This is a genomic window from Rhodococcus sp. 008 (genome assembly GCF_001682295.1).
GTDB classification, from domain to species: Bacteria; Actinomycetota; Actinomycetes; order Mycobacteriales; family Mycobacteriaceae; genus Rhodococcus_F; species Rhodococcus_F qingshengii.
This window is the reverse complement of the sequence record NZ_CP012749.1, coordinates 808,624-826,173: the sequence shown is the minus strand read 5'-3', so window position 1 is coordinate 826,173 and position 17,550 is coordinate 808,624. Positions and strand designations below refer to the sequence as shown.

Below are 17,550 nucleotides of genomic sequence, written 5' to 3'. Positions count from 1 at the left end.
ACGGTCAAGAGATCTAACGAATTTGATTCGTTAATTGTATGTTTCCGGATACGTGCTTCCGTAAAGTGGCGTCGCCGGTCTGTTTCCTGTTGTGAGGCTTATGCTTCCGCAATGGCTGAGATTGCGGAACGCACCCGCTACTTCGAGCGCTACGTCACTTTCATCGACGCGATTGTCGCCATTGCGATCACGCTGCTCGTACTGCCGCTGGTCGAACTCACCAGTGACCACCACGGCACCACGTCGGAACTGCTGCGCGATCACGCTGCGCAGTTCTACTCGTTCGCCCTGAGCTTTCTGGTGATCTTCCGGCTCTGGTGGTCGCAGCATCGGCTGCTTCGTTTTGTGGTCGACGGAGACAAGGTGGTCGTTCGCGGACTGGGGTTGTGGGTGATGACCATCGTGTTCCTGCCCTTCCCGACAGCGCTCGTTGCGGCGCCGTCGCAGGATCTCGGAACCAGGGCTCTCTACATCGGGACAATGGCAGCCAGTGCTGCGTGCCTGGCGGTGGTCGCGTGGGGTCTGGTTCGCAACCCGTCGTTGAGTGAAGAGAATGCGAAGCCGCATTTCACCGCTGAAATCGTCACCTTCCTGATCATGGTGGTGGCGCTGCTCGTCAGTGTGCTCGTTCCTGTGACGTCGTACTTCCCGCTGTTTCTTCTCCTGCTGTCGACGCCGATCGAGAAGCTGTGGAAACGAGTGGCGGCGAAATCGACTGGCGGCGAGCGTGAGATGAGCTAGTCGGCGCGAGCGGTCATCGCGGATTTCTTGGCTTTGTTTCCGCAGATGTTCATCGAGCACCAGCGTCGGTTGTTGCCGCGACTGGTGTCGAGGTAGAGGCCGGTGCACCCGTCGCCCTGGCAGGCTTTGACGCGGTCCCGGTCGGCTCCACCGAGCACCGCGATCGCGTCGGCAGCCACTATCGACAAAGCGTCGCGGATCGGATTGTTTCCGGCTGATTTCCAGAGGGCCCGGCCACTCTCGAGGACGAGGTGGGCATCACCGAGCTCGGATGCGGTGTTGACGATCCCGACATCGGTGCGTGAGGCACGGCGGTTCTCGCACACGGCGGTTCCGATGCGATGAATGGCCTCACGTAAATCCTGCGCGCCGCGGAGGTCGTCTTCTGTCGCGGTTGCGGGGGCGTCCATCAGATCGTTGGCGCGTAACCATAATTCGAGTCGCTGCGGGCTCGTGAGTCGTTCGAACCTCGAGCCGTTCCGATTGGTGAGGGTGGCGGTGAAGCGGAAGGCGAGCGTGTCGTTGTCGAGTCGAAACACGTCCCGAGCGGATTGATCAGCTCCTGCTTCGTTCACTTTCATCCTCCTTCGTGGCGAACCATCTCAACCGGTTCGACAGCAACTGTACCTGTGTGAGAGTGTTGAACCGTCTTAGATGGTTCAACATTTTCGAGAGGGAAATCCATGACTTCTGTTTCCGTAGTCGGCTTGGGCGCGATGGGTCGTCCCATCGCTCGAAATCTACTGGGCGCAGGCTTCGACGTGACGGTGTGGAATCGCAGCCCTGAAGCGGTAGCCGAACTGGTCGAGGAAGGGGCGATCGGCGCGAAAACCGTTGCCGAGGCATTCCAGTCCGGTGTTGTGCTGTCGATGTTGGCAGATGATTCGGCCGTGTCTTCGGCCATTCTGGATCCCGCCGTCCTCGCATCCGTTCCGAGTGGAACCGTGCACGTCAACATGGCCACCGTCAGCGTCGACCTTGCCAAGCGCGCCGCCGCACTGCACGCCGAGTACGGGATCGGGTACATCGCGGCGCCGGTGTTCGGGCGCGTTTCTGTTGCTCAGTCTGGTCAGTTGAACATCATCGCCGCCGGCGACAGTTCCCTCCTCGAGCGAGTGCAGCCCTTTCTCGACGTCATCGGTGCTCGCACGTGGCCACAAGGTGAGCGTCCGGAGCAGGCCAACATCGTCAAGATCATCGGCAATTACCTCATCCTCGCCGCGATTCAATCCTTGGGCGAGGCAATCACATTGGGGGAGAGGTCCGGTGTGGACGGAAGCCAACTCGTAGAACTGCTGACCTCGACGATCTTCCCGGGGCCGGTCTACTCCAGCTACGGAAACCTCGTCGCGACGCGTCAGTACGAGCCTGCAGGATTCACCACAGCTCTGGGCCTCAAGGATTTGAGGCTTGCGCTCGACGCCGCCGGCAGCGTCGATCTGGATTTGCCGTTCGGTGGCGTACTTCGAGGCGTGCTCGCTCAGGCTCTGGCGAACGGTCAGGGCGAGATGGACTGGGCGTCTATTGCAGAACTGGTCCGTTCCGGCCAGTCGGGTGAAGGCAGTCCCGAAACACCGACAAGGTGAGCTCGAACTCGGACGGGACGGCGACTTCGGCACTGGCGGAGACCGATTCCGTCCGGACACTACCGCTGGCCGGGTTGTCGGCACTCGCAATGGCAGGCTTCATAGCGATCACAACCGAAACCATGCCGGCCGGACTACTGGTGCAGATCGGGTCAGGGTTGTCCGTATCAGTCTCCGGCGCAGGGCAATTGGTCACCGCATACGCATTGGGTTCCGTCGTCGGGGCGGTACCACTGATCGCATTGACCCGAGGATTGCGACGGCGTGCTGTCCTGGTGTCGGCGATTCTGGGGTTCGGTGTCTTCAATCTGGTGACAGCGCTTTCGTCGAATCTTGTTCTCACCTTGGGTGTTCGGTTTCTGGCCGGTATGGCGGCAGGTGTGGTGTGGGGGTTGCTTGCCGGGTACGCACGCAGGATGTCGCCCCCTCACCTGCAGGGGCGGGCCGTTGCGGTTGCCTCCGTCGGACAGCCGATCGCGTTGGCAATCGGCGTTCCGATGGGGGCGTGGCTCGGGACCCTGGCCGATTGGCGCGTCGTCTTCGCCGTGATGTCGGTTGTTGCGCTACTTCTGGTCGCGTGGATACTCACGGTGATGCCGGACTTTCCCGGGCAACAAGCGGATCGGCAGCTGCCGGTGCGGAAAGTCCTGGTCCTGCCTGGCGTACGACCGATTCTGTTTGTCGCGTTCTTGTGGATCCTCGCGCACAACATCGTGTACACGTATCTGGCGGCGTTTCTGGATCGCATCGGTTTCGGCGATCGGTTGGGAATCGTCTTGTTCGTGTTCGGACTTTTCGCCTTCGTGGGCATCGGTGTGGTCGGGGTGTTCGTCGATCGGGCCCTTCGAAGTCTCACCGTGCTGAGCTTGGTGGTCTTTGCCGCAGCTTTGACGGCGTTGGGCGTCGGCGGTGACAGCTTCGCTGTGATTGCACTCAGCGTTGCGGCGTGGGGTGTGGCATTCGGAGGCGCTCCCACTCTCCTTCAAGCGGCGCTCGCGGATACGACGGGCGACGCTGTGGACACTGCGCAATCGGTTTTCGTGACGATCTTCAATTCGGCGATCGCAGCGGGCGGCGTCGTAGGCGGGCTGATCTTGGCGGACAGGGGTGCGGGAGCATTGCCGTTGGTTTCGCTGGTGCTGATCGTCGTCGGTGTTCTTGTGGTCAGTATCCGACAATTCGGACATAGCTTGTGATTCACTTCACGCATGCGGAAGTCATTGTTGGTGGTTGCTCTCGTTGCTACGTGGTTTGTCGCCGGAGCGATGCCCGCGGGGGCTGCGGATGCGAATTGGTCAGGTGATTACTCGCTCAAGCGTTTCGCCGCGACCAAGACGGGCACAAGTCTGGCCGCCAGCCAGTGGGAGCCGGATTTCTCCGATACCTACACGTTCGAGACGGATTGCTCGAGCGGAGTCTGTATCGCCACAGTGGTCGGCGGTCCGGCTCCCGCCAATCCGACGTTGCCGCAGCCTGCTCGATACACCTGGGACGGAACCAGTTGGGTGCACCCCTATGACTGGGAGTGGGATTGCTACCAGGGGGAGGGCGTGCCCAAGGTGTGGGCACCGGCGCACTCCGAGGCGTATTACACACCTCAGCCCGATGGCAGTCTGAAAGGTTCGTGGCGTACCGACATCTCGAGTGGTCCCTGCGAGGGATCGGTGATCATGCACGTCGAGGCGTACCCGGTCGGTCGATCTACCGGATCCTTCGGTAGTTGAGAACGATCTGTGGCCCGAAGGTGTTGAAACAAATCTGAGGCCGCGGGAATTGATCGAGCCCCATGCACGTTAATTGAGTCAGTAACGCTCAACTTTCTGCAAGGAGGCTTCGGAATGCCAGCATTCTTCGGGCCCGAGGGTCCCGGTCGCATCGATATTTCCCGGCTCATGAGCAGGGCCACCCAGCAACTCATGGCTGACGCTGCACGTGTAGCGGCTGCTCGCGGTGATTCGGATCTCGATGCACTGCACGTTCTCCGCGTCATGGCGGAGCAGGATCCGGTCCGCACGCTCATGCAGCGCGCCGGAGCCGACCCGAAATCCGTGGTCGACGCCGTCGACCTGCGGCTGCCACAAGGCCGTGAGCAGGGGGCCTACTCTGCTCCTGCGCTCAGCAGTGCCGTCAAAACTGCACTACTCGAGGCTCATCAACTGGCCCGAGCCCTGGGATCGACGTACATCGACCCCGAACATCTCTTCATCGCCCTGGCCGGTGACCCCGATCATGTTCCGGGTCGTCTGCTCGCTTCGGCCGGCATCACGCCGGAGAAGCTGCAGGCAGCGGTTCAGAACCCTGCAGCCGGTCCAGTCGAAGACGAGTCCACCACACCGACGCTCGACAAGTACGGCATCGATCTCACCGATCGCGCCCGCAACGGCGGCGTCGATCCGGTGATCGGCCGCGCCGACGAGATCGAACAGACCATCGAGATCCTCTCCCGCCGCACCAAGAACAACCCGGTCCTGGTGGGTGAGGCCGGCGTCGGCAAGACTGCCATCGTCGAAGGACTGGCCCAGCGAATCGTCGACGGGGATGTCCCGGAATCGTTGGTGGGCAAGAAGATCGTCCAGCTCGAACTCTCGAGCATGGTCTCGGGTACCCGTTACCGCGGAGACTTCGAGGAACGGCTGACCAAGGTGATCGACGAGATCACCGCACACAAGGACGAGCTGATCGTCTTCATCGACGAGATGCACACCATCGCCGGTGCCGGAGGCGGCGCCGAAGGTGCGATGGATGCCGGAAACATCCTCAAGCCCAAGCTCGCTCGCGGTGAACTGCACATCGTCGGCGCCACCACGCTCGACGAATACCGTAAGAACATCGAGAAGGATCCAGCGCTCGAGCGGCGCTTCCAGCCCGTACAGGTCGGAGAGCCGTCGATCGAGGACGCGATCGCCATCTTGAGCGGCCTGCGCAGTCGGTACGAGGATCACCACAAGGTCCATTACACCGACGAGGCGATCACCGCTGCGGTAGAGCTGTCGGCACGTTACATCGGCGACAGGTTCTTGCCGGACAAGGCAATCGACCTGATCGACCAGGCCGGCGCCAGGCTTCGCTTGAAGACGGCCACGGTAGACACCGCTGCGCTGCAGCAGCGTCTCGAGCAGCTCGAGAGCGACAAGGAAAAAGCCGTCGCCGACGAGTTGTACGAGAAGGCGTCGACCCTGCGCGACGAGATCAACGGCGTCGCAAAGCGTCTCGAGAAGGCAGGATCCTCGGTTCCTTCCGAGGAAACGCCGGACGTGACCGCTGAACAAATCGCCGAAGTTGTCGCTCGCGCAACGGGTATTCCGGCAAGCCAGATGACTCAGGCAGAGAAAGATCGCCTGCGCCGTCTGGAAGAGGAACTGCACGGTCGTGTCATCGGGCAAGATGACGCCGTTCGCGCCATCGCGCGTGCCGTGCGTCGTAGCCGGACCGGTATGAGCGATCCGGATCGTCCCGTCGGTAGCTTCCTGTTCCTCGGACCCACTGGCGTCGGCAAGACGGAGCTCGCAAAAGCTCTGGCTGCCACACTCTTCGGAGACGAGAACAAGATGCTGCGCTTCGACATGAGTGAGTTCGGTGAGAGGCACACGGTCAGCCGATTGGTCGGTGCTCCTCCCGGATACGTCGGCTACGGCGAGGCCGGACAGCTCACGGAACAGGTGCGTCGTAACCCGTACTCGGTGATCCTGCTCGACGAGATCGAGAAGGCACACCCGGACGTGTTCAACACCTTGCTCCAGGTGCTCGACGACGGGCGTCTGACCGACGGTCAGGGTCGGACGGTGGACTTCAAGAACACCGTCGTGATCATGACCAGCAACCTCGGCTCGGACATCATCTCGAGCAAGTCCGGTGGACTCGGCTTCACCACAGGCGATGCAGAGTCGGCGGAGAAGCCACTGCGCGACCGCGTGATGGCCAGGTTGCGCGAATCGATGCGGCCGGAGTTCCTCAACCGTATCGACGAGATCGTGATCTTCCGCAAGCTCGACACCGAGCAACTACACCGGATTACTGATCTGCTGCTCGACGACAGCCGGAAGCGGCTGCAGTCCAAGGGCATCGAGATCGAGTTCACTGCCGACGCAGTGGACTGGATTGCCGAGCACGGGCATCAACCCGAGTTCGGGGCTCGCCCGTTGCGTCGTTCGATTCAGCGTGTGGTCGACGACAAGATCGCCGACATGCTGCTCGACGATCTCCTCGAAGAGGGCGGCAGTATCACCGTCGCGGTTGACGAGGGTGAGTTGGTGTTCAGCTAGGAGGGGCACAGCCCCCGTGAGCGGTTAGGGAGTCTCTGGACTCCCTAATCGCTCACAGGCGCGCAGCGCCCAAAATCTCCGCCGCCAGGGCGTCGTTGTGCCGGAAAAACCCCGCATTGGTACGGGGACGAGGGAAAGCCGCCGACCAGTTGTGGCCTGCAACCCACGGCCCGGCCGCGAAGCGGCGAGGATGAGCTGTGTTGTTCCGGTCGAGAATTCGTGACGTGCCGTCGACGGCGAGCTTCGCCGAACTGTCCACGGTCGCACGAAGTTCGACTGCCTCGCCCCGACCGTGAAGCGTCTGCAGGAGCAAGTCACCGCTCGCGCTGATGGAAGCAACCGGCAAGCGTGCTTCGACGAGGGTGTTCGCGGCCACGATGTCGGTGTGCGACGCACTGCGCGCGACAAAGATCCCAGCCCCCGTTGCCGGGTCGATCTCGGTGGAGAACACCGAATCCGGCCCGAGGAACTGGACGATGCCCGCCTCGTTGAGGGCGATCAACTGTTCCAAACGCTCGGGCGGCGGACCACTGGCGATGAAGCTGAAGAACGAATGAAGCCAACCCTCGACGTCCTTGGCGACGGATTCGGCCGGGATTCTGCCGCGCCGCAACAATTCTCCGACGGTCATGTACGTCGACAGCAGCGCTGAGAAGACAGCCGCGTCGGCGCTGAAATACGGGTCCGACCTCCGCGCGACATCCGCCGAGATGTATTCGGTGATCCGGGACTGGACCTCGGCAAGCCCGTCGTAGCGCTCACCGCCGAGTGGGCGGTTCAGCCGCTCGAGATCGATACGGTCTTCCGGCTTCGGGACTGCGTTCTCGACCAGTTCCTGCAATCGAGGCGATCCCCAAGCCAGCGAGGCGAATTCGGCGTCGAACTCCTCCCAGGTGCCCACTGTCCGATCCGGGTGAGATGCAAACAGCTCGTAATAGTGGGCGCCTGCCAGTTCTTTCGACGCCAAGGGCCAGATGTCGTTTCGGAAATCCAACGGTCCGTCGCCGGGAACGAGATCAGCGGTGAAGAACCGCGGTAGCGGTGGCCGCGCGTCAGCGATCGAGTACGAAATCTTGGAATGATACGGCACTCCGCGACGAGATCCGGCATACAACAGGGGTTCCCGACCCGAGGGAGCGTAAGTGAGGACGCCGTCTTCACCGCGTTCGAAGATGCCGCCACGGCTCTCGGCGAGGAGAACCATCCAGTCGATGAAAGCCAGCCCGAGTCCGGCGATCAGAACCGGTTCGCCTTCGGGAATGACATCGGCGTCGAGATCGGCAGTGTAGCCCGGACCCACATACGTCAACCCGTGATCGGACGCGAAGCTGGTCAGCGCGGTTTCACGTGGGGCAGGCAACGCATCGGGGTGCCCTTGTGCGAGAAGGACGGTCGTCGCGTCGATGACAGCTCCGTCGTCCAGATGAACCGTCTGTGTCTCGCCGACGTTCACGATGTCGACCACGGATCGTCGATGAACTCGAACGTCGACGTGCGCTGGCGCGGAGTCGACTGCAGTCTCGAACACCCAGTTCAGGTATCGGCTCTGCAGTGACCTCGATGCAAACGACGACGGGGTGATCGTCGGAACTTCTGCTGCGATTTCTGGGAATTCGGCAAGCTCAGCCGAGCGCTCGGCGACCCATTCCGCGAGGGTCGGACCCGGCAGCACCGGGCCGATCACGGCGGTGGTCTCGTCGGTGAACATCGTGACGTCCGCGGTTGTCGAATTCATCCACAGAAGCGGCGCCTGGCTGCCTCGCCAAATACGGCCGGCGCCTGGCGGATACGGGTCGACAACGTGAATGTCGATCGGTGTGGGATCGGCGTTCACCGATTCGTGAGCGAGGATCCGCTCGAGTACGCCGGTCCCGCGGGGTCCACCGCCCACGATCACGATGACAGCTGCTGTCCCCACTGAGGTACGGGGTCGATCGCCTGGCACGAGTCCTCCATCGGACCTGGCAGAAAGCACCCGCACCTCAGCAGAGGGGGTTGCTGCGACGTCACGGAGCCAGGACTCTCGATCGCTCTGGATGGTTAGTCCAGCTTATCTTCGGAGAATCGTGAGGCAAGGAATTCCGGACATCAGATCAGCGTGAATCAAACAGTTGTCAATCACTATCTTTCGGTTTGCGTTGCAGGCAGGATCCGAGCGTGAACATCCCCGAAGCCGATTCGTGATCCGCCGACGCCGGGAGCGGTGGCTGAGATGGCGATGGTGTCGCCGTCTTCGAGAAAGGTACGGGTCTCGGAGCCCACAGCTACGGGTTCCTTGCCGCCCCACGTCAGCTCGATGAAGGCGCCGCGCTGATCTTTGTCCGGTCCGGAAATGGTTCCGGACGCGAAGAGATCGCCGGTGCTCGCTGCTGCGCCGTTGATGGTGGTGTGCGCGAGCATCTGCGCAGGCGACCAGTACATCTGGGCGTAGGGCGGCCGGGAGACGACGTGACCGTTCCATTCGACGGCCAGGTCGATGTCCAGCCCCCACTTCTCTTCACCACGCAGATAGGAAAGCGGTTCGGGATCCTGCACCGGAGTGTCGATTCGGGCTGCTTCGAGAGCGAGCAAGGGTACGACCCACGGTGAGATGGAGGTCGCGAAACTCTTCCCCAGGTTCGGACCGAGGGGCACGTACTCCCACGCCTGGATGTCTCGGGCAGACCAGTCGTTCACGACGACGGCGCCGAAGACGTGCTCGGCAAATTCGTCCGGGGTGATGGAATCGCCCATCTTCGAGGGAGTTCCGACGATGAACCCCATCTCGGCTTCGATGTCGAGGCGCCGGGACGGTCCGAAGTCCGGGCTTTCCTGATCGGGTGCCTTCCGCTGTCCGCAGGGACGAACGATGTCGGTGCCGGAGACGACGATGGTGCTCGAGCGCCCGTGGTATCCGACGGGAAGATGCTTCCAGTTCGGCATCAAGGGGGCGGCGTCCGGGCGGAACAACCGCCCGAGGTTGGTTGCGTGATTCTCCGAGGCGTAGAAGTCGACGTAATCGGCCACTGCGATCGGCAAATGCATTGTCACCGAATCAACGGAAAACACTGCATTCGAGTCTATTTCGCTAGTCACGAGCTCCGTGATCCGGTTTCGCACCGATACCCACTGATCTCGTCCCTGAGCCATGAACGCGTTCAGAGTCGGTTCGGAGAAGACGGAATCACCCAGTGTCGCTGCGAGATCGACCACCGATTCGGCGACGCGCACACCGACACGCGGTAACCCTCCCGCGGGGGAGAAGACCCCATACGGCAGATTGTCGAGACCGAACAGTGAGTCGGCGGGAATGTCGATGGTCGTGACAGTCATACGAGAGTTCCTTCGGTTTTGTCGGAGCGGACGATCAACCCGAGGCCTTCCAGCTCGGTCAGAGGGTCCGAGATGCTGCAGGTACCGAACGAGAGGAATCGGCGACGCACCTCGCCGGCCTCGTCCTCGGTGAGGTCGGCCAGGGCTTGCGCGATCGATTTTCCATCGCGCTGAGACAGTGCAGCAACAATTTCCGAACGATCGGCGCCCCGCCTCGCCGCGTCGACGGCCACCATGATGTTGAGGAAGCCGTGTTGCTCGAAGCCTGTTTCCGGATCGGTGTTGCGCACGCCGTGGTGCAGTCCCGCAGTCGCCTTGAACGGGATATTGGCTCGGACAACGGATATCACCGCATCGGCGAGCTCTTCCTCGTTCGGGTACGCCTCGGCGACAATCCCGCCGGTGCGAAACTTTGCGGAATGCCCGGCAGTTTCGAGAGCTGTGAGATAGCCCGCGCGCCGATCACCTCGAGGCACCTCGACAAAAATGTCGACGTCGGGATGAGCGGCATGGACACGAGAGAGTTCCTCGAAGGCCGCATCGGCGTCCAACCCGTCAGGAATTCCCACCTCGACGGCGGCGACGTGAACACCAGGGATGGCGAGCGCGTTCGAGAGTGCGGCCGCCGTTTCGGATGGGCCGGCCGGCACGGTCAGACTCAGCGTCACCGGGCTGTCCGCTGAAACGTACGCAGCCAGTTCGCTCAGTCGCGGCGCGGGAAAAACGAAAGGCCCGACCAGTGCGTCGTAATCTGCCTGCAGGTAGGCGGCGTGGGCCGGAATTGCTTCGGCGAGAGGAGCATTGCCGGGTGGGAAAAGTGCTGCGTCGTCGCACAGGCCGCGCAGGAGTGGGGAGATGATCGTCATTGCCGAGGCCCCCGCCCTGCCCAACTCCAGGCGTACGCTTCGTCCTCGCTGGCAAGGGCTCCCTCACCCAATTCGAGGGGCCGGAACGTATCGACCATCACGGCGAGCTCGTCGAAGAACTCGGCGCCGATGCTCCGCTCGTAGGCGCCGGGTTGTGGTCCGTGGGCGTGGCCGCCGGGATGAATCGATATCGAACCCTGACCGATGCCGGAACCCTTGCGCGCCTCGTAGTCACCGCCGCAGTAGAACATGATCTCGTCCGAGTCGACGTTCGAGTGGTAGTACGGCACCGGGATCGACAGGGGGTGGTAGTCGACCTTGCGCGGAACGAAGTTGCAGATCACGAAGTTGTTTCCCTCGAACGCCTGGTGGGCCGGCGGCGGTTGGTGAACACGGCCCGTGATCGGCTCGTAGTCGGAGATGTTGAAGGTGTACGGGTACAGGCAGCCGTCCCAGCCGACGACATCGAAAGGGTGCGTGGGATAAACCATTCGGGTGCCGACGATGCCCGCCGACGTTCGGTGCTTGACCAGTACCTCGACGTCGGTTCCTTCGGCGATCATGGGCGCGATCGGTCCGTGCAGGTCTCGTTCACAGAACGGTGCGTTCTCGAGCAGCTGGCCGAAGCGGGAAAGATAGCGCTTGGGCGGGACGATGTGACTGTTCGCCTCGATGGCGTAGGCACGAAGTGGCTTGTCACCCTTGGGGATCCATCGATGCGTTGTGGACATCGGGATCAGGACGTAGTCACCTTCACTGGCCTCGAGTGCACCGAAGACGGTCTCGACGGTCGCCTCGCCAGATTCGATGTAGACCATCTCGTCGCCGATTGCGTTGCGATACAGGGGAGATGGCGCTGCCGCAACGACGTAGGACAATCGCACGTCGGCATTTCCGAGGATGAGACGACGGCCGGTTACCACGTCGGTCTCGTTCCAGGTGCTTTCGGGAAACAGCGTGTGGAGTTTCAGATGGCGCGGTTTGAGGGGATGGTTGGGGGTTGTGCTCTGATCGCGCAGTTCCCAGACCGTTGCGTCGACGATGGCCGACGGGATCTCGCGGTGGTACAGCAACGAAGAATCCGAGGAGAAACCTTCCTCTCCCATCAGCTCTTCGTAGTAGAGGTTGCCGGACTCGTCACGGTGTTGGGTGTGACGCTTCGGTGGGATGTTGCCGAGTTGTCGATAGAACGCCATGACGGGGCTCCTTCTGTGCTGTTCTGCCTGGCTCACCTCCACCAGATAGTAAACACATTAACTAAAATGATGTGATGAGCGCAACCCTCCAAGGGGTTCGGGTCTATGTCAGTTACGTCCGCGTACGTCGAACTGGCTGCGGTTGGTGATCAGTTTGTCCAGGAGCATGACAAGAATTCGCTGTTCGGCCTCGCTCAGGACGCTTACCCAGGCGTGTTCGCGTTCGTTCTGCTCGCGAAAGGCTTCGACCATGGCTTCTCGGCCCTTGGCGGTCAGGTACAGCTGGACGGAACGGCCGTCGTTCTCGGTGGGCCGACGATCGATCAATCCGTCTGCCAGCAGCGACTTGGACAGATTGGAGACCGCTGCCCTACTCATGCCGGTGAGCTCGGCGGCAGCCTTCGGCTCGATCGGACCGGCCAGCCAGGTGACGAACAACAGCCTGAAGGAGGACCATGACCAGCCGCGAGGGCGGTGGATCGACGACTCGAGATCGTAGGTGACCACGTTGGAAGCCCGATTGAGTGTCAGTAGTACCTCGGTGGCCAGCTGGTCGCGAAAGCCGTGTTCGGTGGCCAGTCGCTTGTTGGCCAGTTCGATGAACGACCAGAAGTTCAGCACGCCGACGGTTGGCTGGTCATCGGTTGTCCGGTCAGTCATGGACTAACCCTAGCGCGATCTGCAGTTGATTAATCCGTGTATTAGATCTCGGGGTTACGATGAAACTTCGCAACCCGGCACTGCGGTCAGGATTCTGAACTATCGTGACGCGCGTGACTGCGCGCAGCGACGAGTTTCCCTTGGACGTCGACCTCATGTCGGTGGGGCAACTCGAGCGGAGAGGACGACTGACCACGGCGGTGGTCGAGATGCTGGCCGAGATGCCGTCGGATCGAATCCAGATGAAAGACGTCTCGGAGCGTTCAGGCGTCGCACTCGGAACGCTGTATCGCTACTTTCCGACCAAACAGCAACTTCTGGCTGCGGCGATGACGGCGTGGAGCGGTCTCGAATCGGTCCGTCGTCCTGAGAAGTTGCGGGCAGACGGTGGTGAGAACAACGCGTACGAGCGGGTTCTGGCACTTCATCGCCGCGAGATGAAGGCATTCGAGCGTAGGCCCTACTTCGCTCGGTTGGAGATCGAACTCCATTCGTCCTCGGATCAGTTCGTGATCGAGTCGTTGGATCTGCGCGCAGCGGCACATCGGAGAATGCTGTTCGAGTTGATGGACGGCGTCCCGGCCGAGACGGCGAGGGTTGCGGCCGTGGCAATAGGCGGCACGATGTTGACGGCCCTTGCGCTGTGGACCAGTGGCCGGATCGGATTCGCAGAGGCCCAGCGGAACGTCGAAGACGTCATCGGACTGGTAATTCGCTGAACGGTTGCAACCTAGAATTCAGTTCTTGTTTCTGCTGTCATGAACGCGAATTATCGCTTCGGCTTTGTGAAAACGAAGACGCAGGACGAGACCTTACCTAGAATTCACTTACAAATATGTCGGGTGTCCGATCCAGGGATCGACGTATCCGTGAACTGTGAAAGTGAGTCGCAATGAAGCGCTCGTACCGAGTCCGCGCTCGAATCTGGATGGTTGTCCTGGCGTCGGCGACGCTGGTGGTGACGGGGTGCGCCGGTAGCAGCCAAGGTACGACCACGGATGCATCGGACGTGACGGTCGGAGTTGTCGGTGACCAGAACAACGGGGGAGAGCCGCGATCGGGTGGCACCGTGTCGTTTGCCACCTACAACGGGATCAGCAGTCTCGATCCGGCTGACCGTCAGGACGGCGGCGCTACCGGTGGTAGCGAAATGGCAGCCATCTACGACCTTCTCATGCGCTTCGATACGGCGGCGGGCGAATACGTCCCCCACTTGGCGCAGTCCTTGTCGGCCAACGGCGACAACACGGTGTGGACACTGAAATTGCGCGACGGCGTCACCTTCAGCGACGGCACTCCGATGGACAGTGCGGCAGTCCTGTGGAGCATCGATCACTATCTGCAGAAGAAGGGAACTCACGCGCTGGTGTGGAAGACCGCTGTGCGCGAGACGAATTCACCGGATCCGAGTACGGTCGTCTTTACATTGGCGCAGCCGTGGGACGAGTTCCCGATCATGTTCACCACCGGTCCCGGCATGATCGTCGCGCCCTCGTCGATGGCTACCGGCACGTTCACCCCGATCGGGGCAGGCCCGTTCACCGTCGAGAAGTTCGCCTCCCAGGACGAATTGGTGCTCGCTGCCCGTCCGACGTACTGGGACGGGGCGCCGTACCTCGAGAAGTTGCGCTTTCCCGCAATCGTCAACGAGAAGAGCAAACTGGAAGGATTGCACACCGACGGAATCCAGGTTGCCTATCTGAAGTCTCCCGACTTCATTCACGAGGCTTTCGAAGCCGGTGATCCCGGATTTGTGTACTCGGCCAGCATGGCCGGAGTTCTGGCAATCAATCAGCGCGACGATCGGGCAGCGAAGGACGAGCGCGTGCGTAAGGCGATTGTCGCTGCGGTGGACCCGAATACGTTCAACGAGCGAGTTCAGGGCGGCTTCGGCGAACCCGGCACCGACATGTTCGCGTCGTGGTCGCAGTGGCACGGATCGGTGGCCGGGAACGGCTTCGACCCCGAGGCGGCCAAGAAGTATCTCGCCGAGGCGAAGGCGGACGGTTACGACGGAAAACTGACGTACGTCGGGATGAACGATCCGGCGACGCAGCGCAGCGCACTGACGTTTCAGTCGCTCTTGCAGGCAGTGGGTTTCACGGTCGACATCACCTACGCAACCAGCATCAACGATCTGATTTCCATGCTGTACGCAAAGCATGACTACGACGTGTCCTACTTCGCGTTCAACGTGCTGGAAGAGTCACCGTTCGTGCGTATGTACGGCAACCTGTTCAGCGAATCGCCGTCGAACATCCTCGGTTACAAGAACGCTCGGATGGACGAGTTGCTCGGTAAGCTGCAAACAGCGTCGGGCGAGGATGAGCGGCGAGCCGTCATCGACGATATTCAGACCGTGGTCAACGAGACGGCGCCGATGGCCGTGGTCAACTCCGGCAAGGTCTTCATTCCGTGGCGCGAGAACGTGCACGGAGTGACCCCGAGTGCGGACGGGGTTCTGCTCTTCGGCAATACGTGGTTGAGCTGACCCCCGTGCGCCTTTTTGGTAGTGCCCACTACCAAAAAGGCGCACAGGGGCTTTGCCCCTATAGCTCCGCTCGTACCAACTTCGCGGCTTCGACGAGGTTACGCAGTGACGCCTCGACCTCGACGGAACCGCGGGTCTTCAAACCGCAGTCCGGGTTGACCCACAACCGCTCGACAGGAACAGCTTTGAGTGCCTCACGCAGGGATTCGGCAATCTCGTCGACGCTCGGCACCCGCGGCGAGTGGATGTCGTAGACACCCGGGCCGACGCCGAGGTCGAACCCGACCGAACTGAGATCGTCGAGGACCTCCATGTGTGAGCGCGCCGCCTCGATGGACGTGACGTCCGCGTCGAGGCCGGCGATGGCGCCGATCACCGCTCCGAACTCGGAGTAGCACAGGTGCGTGTGGATCGCGGTGGAATCCGCGACGCCCGAGGTAGCCAACCGGAAGGCGCCGACCGACCAGTCCAGGTAGGCGCGCTGATCCTCGGCACGCAGTGGGAGTAGTTCTCGTAGAGCCGGTTCGTCGACCTGGATGATTCCGATTCCGGCGGCCTGCAGGTCGACGGTCTCGTCTCGAATGGCCAGTGCGACTTGATTTGCCGAGTCGGCGAGGGGTTGGTCGTCGCGGACGAACGACCAGGCCAGAATGGTGACGGGTCCGGTGAGCATGCCCTTGACCGGCTTGTCGGTCAGGGACTGCGCGTACGTGATCCAGTCGACGGTCATCTGTTTCGGGCGGGAGACGTCGCCGTACAGAATCGGCGGACGCACGCAGCGGGTGCCGTACGACTGGACCCAACCGTTGGCGGTGGCGAAGAATCCGTCCAACTGCTCCGCGAAGTACTGGACCATGTCGTTGCGTTCCGGCTCACCGTGAACAAGAACGTCCAGGTCCAGCTTTTCCTGGAGCGCAACAACTTCGGCAACTTCGGCGCGCATACGGTTGACGTACTCGGCTTCGTCGATCTCGCCCGTGCGCAGTGCTGCGCGAGCGATGCGGATCTTCGAGGTTTGCGGGTACGAACCGATAGTCGTCGTGGGCAGCGGCGGCAGAGAAAGCAGTTCGTCCTGGGCAGCGCGACGTTCGGCGGCGGGCGCGCGACCGGTCGCCGAGTTCAGCACGGCGGCCAGGCGTCCCCGAACACTCGCATCATTGAGTCTGCGATCGTCCTTGCGGGTCGACGCGGCCGCTCGTGCCAGAGCGAACTCGTCCTCCACCGACTCTCGGCCCTGTGTGAGAGCGGTTGCGAGAGTTACTACTTCCTTGACCTTCTCGGTGCCGAACGCGAGCCACGAGCGCAGGGCCTTGTCGACATCGGCCTCTGCGTCGAGAGTGTACGGAACATGCAGCAGGGAGCACGATGTGGAGACGGCAAGAGTATCCACGCTGCCCAACAGAGCACCCAACGTGCTCAGTGCCGAATCCAGATCCGACCGCCAGATGTTTCGTCCGTCGACCACACCGGCGACGACCAGTTTGCGGGCGAGTTCGGGGACGGAGCCGATCGAATCCTGACCGGCCACCAGGTCGACGGCAAATCCTTCGACGCCGGTGGACGCAAGCGCGGGCAGCGCCTCACGCAGCGAACCGAAGTACGACGCCAACAGGATCGACGGCCGCTCGGACAGCGCTGAAAGCTGTTCGTACGCAGCGCGTGCCGCTTCGATTTCCTCGTCGGTGCGATCGCCCACGAGGGCCGGTTCGTCGAGCTGAACCCAGCTCGCACCGGCCTTCGCGAGCTGACCGAGTAGATCCGCGTAGAGGGGGAGTAGTTCGTCGAGTCGCGAGAGCAGCGGCTCGTCGGTGCCGACAGCCTTCGAGAGCAGCAGGAAGGTGACCGGTCCGATGACGACCGGGCGGGCTGCAATGCCGTCGGAAAGTGCTTCTGCCAGTTCGGACAAGACCTTGGACGGGTCGAGTGCGAACGTGGTGGACGGCGAGATCTCCGGCACCAGGTAGTGGTAGTTGGTGTCGAACCACTTCGTCATTTCGAGCGGCGCGATGGTGTCCGTCCCACGGGCAGCGGCAAAGTAGCGGTCCAACGGATCGGCGACCGACGCGACGCGGTCGGGCAGCGCGCCGAGAAGAACTGCGGTGTCGAGCATCTGGTCGTAGAAGGAGAAGGTATTGACCGGGACGGAGTCGAGGCCCAGGTCACGGAGGTCGGCCAAGCCCTGCCGACGGAGGTCACGGGCGACAGCCTGCAGGGCGTCGGCGTCGATGCGCCCTGCCCAGTAGCTTTCGGTTGCCCGCTTGAGTTCTCGATGAGGACCGATGCGCGGTGAGCCCAGCACGGTCGAAGTGAATGTTGTTGTCACGGAGTTTCTCCAGATTGCCAATGCACTGATGGCCACTGCCGGCAGACGGGTATACCTCACGAGACCCCGAGTTTCAGCGGGCAGCACTGCCCGCACCGCACGCGAGGTCCGAT

The 17,550-nt window shown here is 62.0% G+C and carries 14 protein-coding genes and 1 riboswitch; of the genes, 7 read left to right on the top strand and 7 right to left on the bottom strand.

Features of this window, described 5'->3' with window-relative positions; all coding sequences use genetic code 11:
• Positions 1 to 111: 111 nt before the first annotated feature.
• Positions 112 to 741 (top strand): TMEM175 family protein, encoded by a 630-nt coding sequence (locus tag AOT96_RS03835; RefSeq protein ID WP_065351321.1) that lies wholly within the window; start codon positions 112 to 114, stop codon positions 739 to 741.
• On the opposite strand, the gene AOT96_RS03830 is transcribed toward AOT96_RS03835, so the two are convergent.
• A complete protein-coding gene (locus AOT96_RS03830; RefSeq protein ID WP_065351320.1) occupies positions 738 to 1,322 on the bottom strand; it encodes a CGNR zinc finger domain-containing protein in 585 nt (194 codons plus the stop codon). The two genes, AOT96_RS03835 and AOT96_RS03830, sit on opposite strands and share 4 nt — an antisense overlap.
• A 102-nt stretch (positions 1,323 to 1,424) precedes the next feature.
• Here AOT96_RS03830 and AOT96_RS03825 point away from each other — a divergent pair, with 102 nt between their 5' ends.
• The 4 genes from AOT96_RS03825 (at position 1,425) to AOT96_RS03810 (ending at position 6,589) form a co-directional block, all read left to right on the top strand.
• Entirely contained in the window at positions 1,425 to 2,327 is a 903-nt protein-coding gene (locus AOT96_RS03825; protein WP_065351319.1) for an NAD(P)-dependent oxidoreductase, read from the top strand.
• Positions 2,324 to 3,523 (top strand): MFS transporter, encoded by a 1,200-nt coding sequence (locus AOT96_RS03820; RefSeq protein ID WP_083197582.1) that lies wholly within the window; start codon positions 2,324 to 2,326, stop codon positions 3,521 to 3,523. The genes AOT96_RS03825 and AOT96_RS03820 overlap by 4 nt, the downstream gene beginning before the upstream one ends.
• Before the next feature lie 12 nt (positions 3,524 to 3,535).
• Positions 3,536 to 4,051: a hypothetical protein gene (locus AOT96_RS03815; RefSeq protein WP_065351318.1), complete on the top strand. Its 516-nt coding sequence runs from the start codon at positions 3,536 to 3,538 to the stop codon at positions 4,049 to 4,051.
• 114 nt (positions 4,052 to 4,165) lie between these two features.
• Positions 4,166 to 6,589 (top strand): ATP-dependent Clp protease ATP-binding subunit, encoded by a 2,424-nt coding sequence (locus tag AOT96_RS03810; protein WP_030535300.1) that lies wholly within the window; start codon positions 4,166 to 4,168, stop codon positions 6,587 to 6,589.
• 52 nt (positions 6,590 to 6,641) lie between these two features.
• Here AOT96_RS03810 and AOT96_RS03805 read toward each other — a convergent pair whose 3' ends face one another.
• The 5 genes from AOT96_RS03805 to AOT96_RS03785 all read right to left on the bottom strand — a co-directional run bounded on the left by AOT96_RS03805 (position 6,642) and on the right by AOT96_RS03785 (position 12,623).
• The gene (locus AOT96_RS03805; protein ID WP_228401278.1) at positions 6,642 to 8,534 is read right to left on the bottom strand and encodes an FAD/NAD(P)-binding protein; all 1,893 of its coding nucleotides are present in this window, start codon (positions 8,532 to 8,534) and stop codon (positions 6,642 to 6,644) included.
• Positions 8,535 to 8,538: 4 nt separating this feature from the next.
• Positions 8,539 to 8,632: riboswitch (SAM riboswitch) on the bottom strand.
• Between the two features lie 78 nt (positions 8,633 to 8,710).
• Entirely contained in the window at positions 8,711 to 9,901 is a 1,191-nt protein-coding gene (gene fahA / locus AOT96_RS03800) for a fumarylacetoacetase (protein ID WP_042451307.1), read from the bottom strand.
• Entirely contained in the window at positions 9,898 to 10,767 is an 870-nt protein-coding gene (locus AOT96_RS03795; RefSeq protein WP_030535303.1) for a hypothetical protein, read from the bottom strand. Before AOT96_RS03795 ends, fahA begins: the two co-directional genes overlap by 4 nt.
• The gene (locus AOT96_RS03790) at positions 10,764 to 11,963 is read right to left on the bottom strand and encodes a homogentisate 1,2-dioxygenase (protein ID WP_065351316.1); all 1,200 of its coding nucleotides are present in this window, start codon (positions 11,961 to 11,963) and stop codon (positions 10,764 to 10,766) included. The genes AOT96_RS03795 and AOT96_RS03790 overlap by 4 nt, the downstream gene beginning before the upstream one ends.
• A gap of 108 nt (positions 11,964 to 12,071) precedes the next feature.
• Positions 12,072 to 12,623, bottom strand: coding sequence for a MarR family winged helix-turn-helix transcriptional regulator (locus AOT96_RS03785; RefSeq protein WP_007733603.1), 552 nt, complete (start codon positions 12,621 to 12,623; stop codon positions 12,072 to 12,074).
• 104 nt (positions 12,624 to 12,727) lie between these two features.
• Between AOT96_RS03785 and AOT96_RS03780 the strand changes: the two genes are divergently transcribed.
• Positions 12,728 to 13,342: a TetR/AcrR family transcriptional regulator gene (locus tag AOT96_RS03780; RefSeq protein ID WP_003939912.1), complete on the top strand. Its 615-nt coding sequence runs from the start codon at positions 12,728 to 12,730 to the stop codon at positions 13,340 to 13,342.
• 173 nt (positions 13,343 to 13,515) lie between these two features.
• Positions 13,516 to 15,114 (top strand): ABC transporter substrate-binding protein, encoded by a 1,599-nt coding sequence (locus AOT96_RS03775; RefSeq protein ID WP_065351315.1) that lies wholly within the window; start codon positions 13,516 to 13,518, stop codon positions 15,112 to 15,114.
• Between the two features lie 58 nt (positions 15,115 to 15,172).
• On the opposite strand, the gene metE is transcribed toward AOT96_RS03775, so the two are convergent.
• On the bottom strand, positions 15,173 to 17,437 hold the full coding sequence (gene metE / locus AOT96_RS03770; RefSeq protein ID WP_065352759.1) for a 5-methyltetrahydropteroyltriglutamate--homocysteine S-methyltransferase: 2,265 nt from the start codon (positions 17,435 to 17,437) through the stop codon (positions 15,173 to 15,175).
• Positions 17,438 to 17,550: the final 113 nt, after the last annotated feature.

Coding starts and splice junctions, on each gene's coding strand:
- AOT96_RS03835 (WP_065351321.1), top strand. CDS start 112: ATGGCTGAGATTGCGGAACGCACCCGCTACTTCGAGCGCTACGTCACT.
- AOT96_RS03830 (WP_065351320.1), bottom strand. CDS start 1,322: ATGAAAGTGAACGAAGCAGGAGCTGATCAATCCGCTCGGGACGTGTTT.
- AOT96_RS03825 (WP_065351319.1), top strand. CDS start 1,425: ATGACTTCTGTTTCCGTAGTCGGCTTGGGCGCGATGGGTCGTCCCATC.
- AOT96_RS03815 (WP_065351318.1), top strand. CDS start 3,536: ATGCGGAAGTCATTGTTGGTGGTTGCTCTCGTTGCTACGTGGTTTGTC.
- AOT96_RS03810 (WP_030535300.1), top strand. CDS start 4,166: ATGCCAGCATTCTTCGGGCCCGAGGGTCCCGGTCGCATCGATATTTCC.
- fahA (WP_042451307.1), bottom strand. CDS start 9,901: ATGACTGTCACGACCATCGACATTCCCGCCGACTCACTGTTCGGTCTC.
- AOT96_RS03795 (WP_030535303.1), bottom strand. CDS start 10,767: ATGACGATCATCTCCCCACTCCTGCGCGGCCTGTGCGACGACGCAGCA.
- AOT96_RS03790 (WP_065351316.1), bottom strand. CDS start 11,963: ATGGCGTTCTATCGACAACTCGGCAACATCCCACCGAAGCGTCACACC.
- AOT96_RS03785 (WP_007733603.1), bottom strand. CDS start 12,623: ATGACTGACCGGACAACCGATGACCAGCCAACCGTCGGCGTGCTGAAC.
- AOT96_RS03775 (WP_065351315.1), top strand. CDS start 13,516: ATGAAGCGCTCGTACCGAGTCCGCGCTCGAATCTGGATGGTTGTCCTG.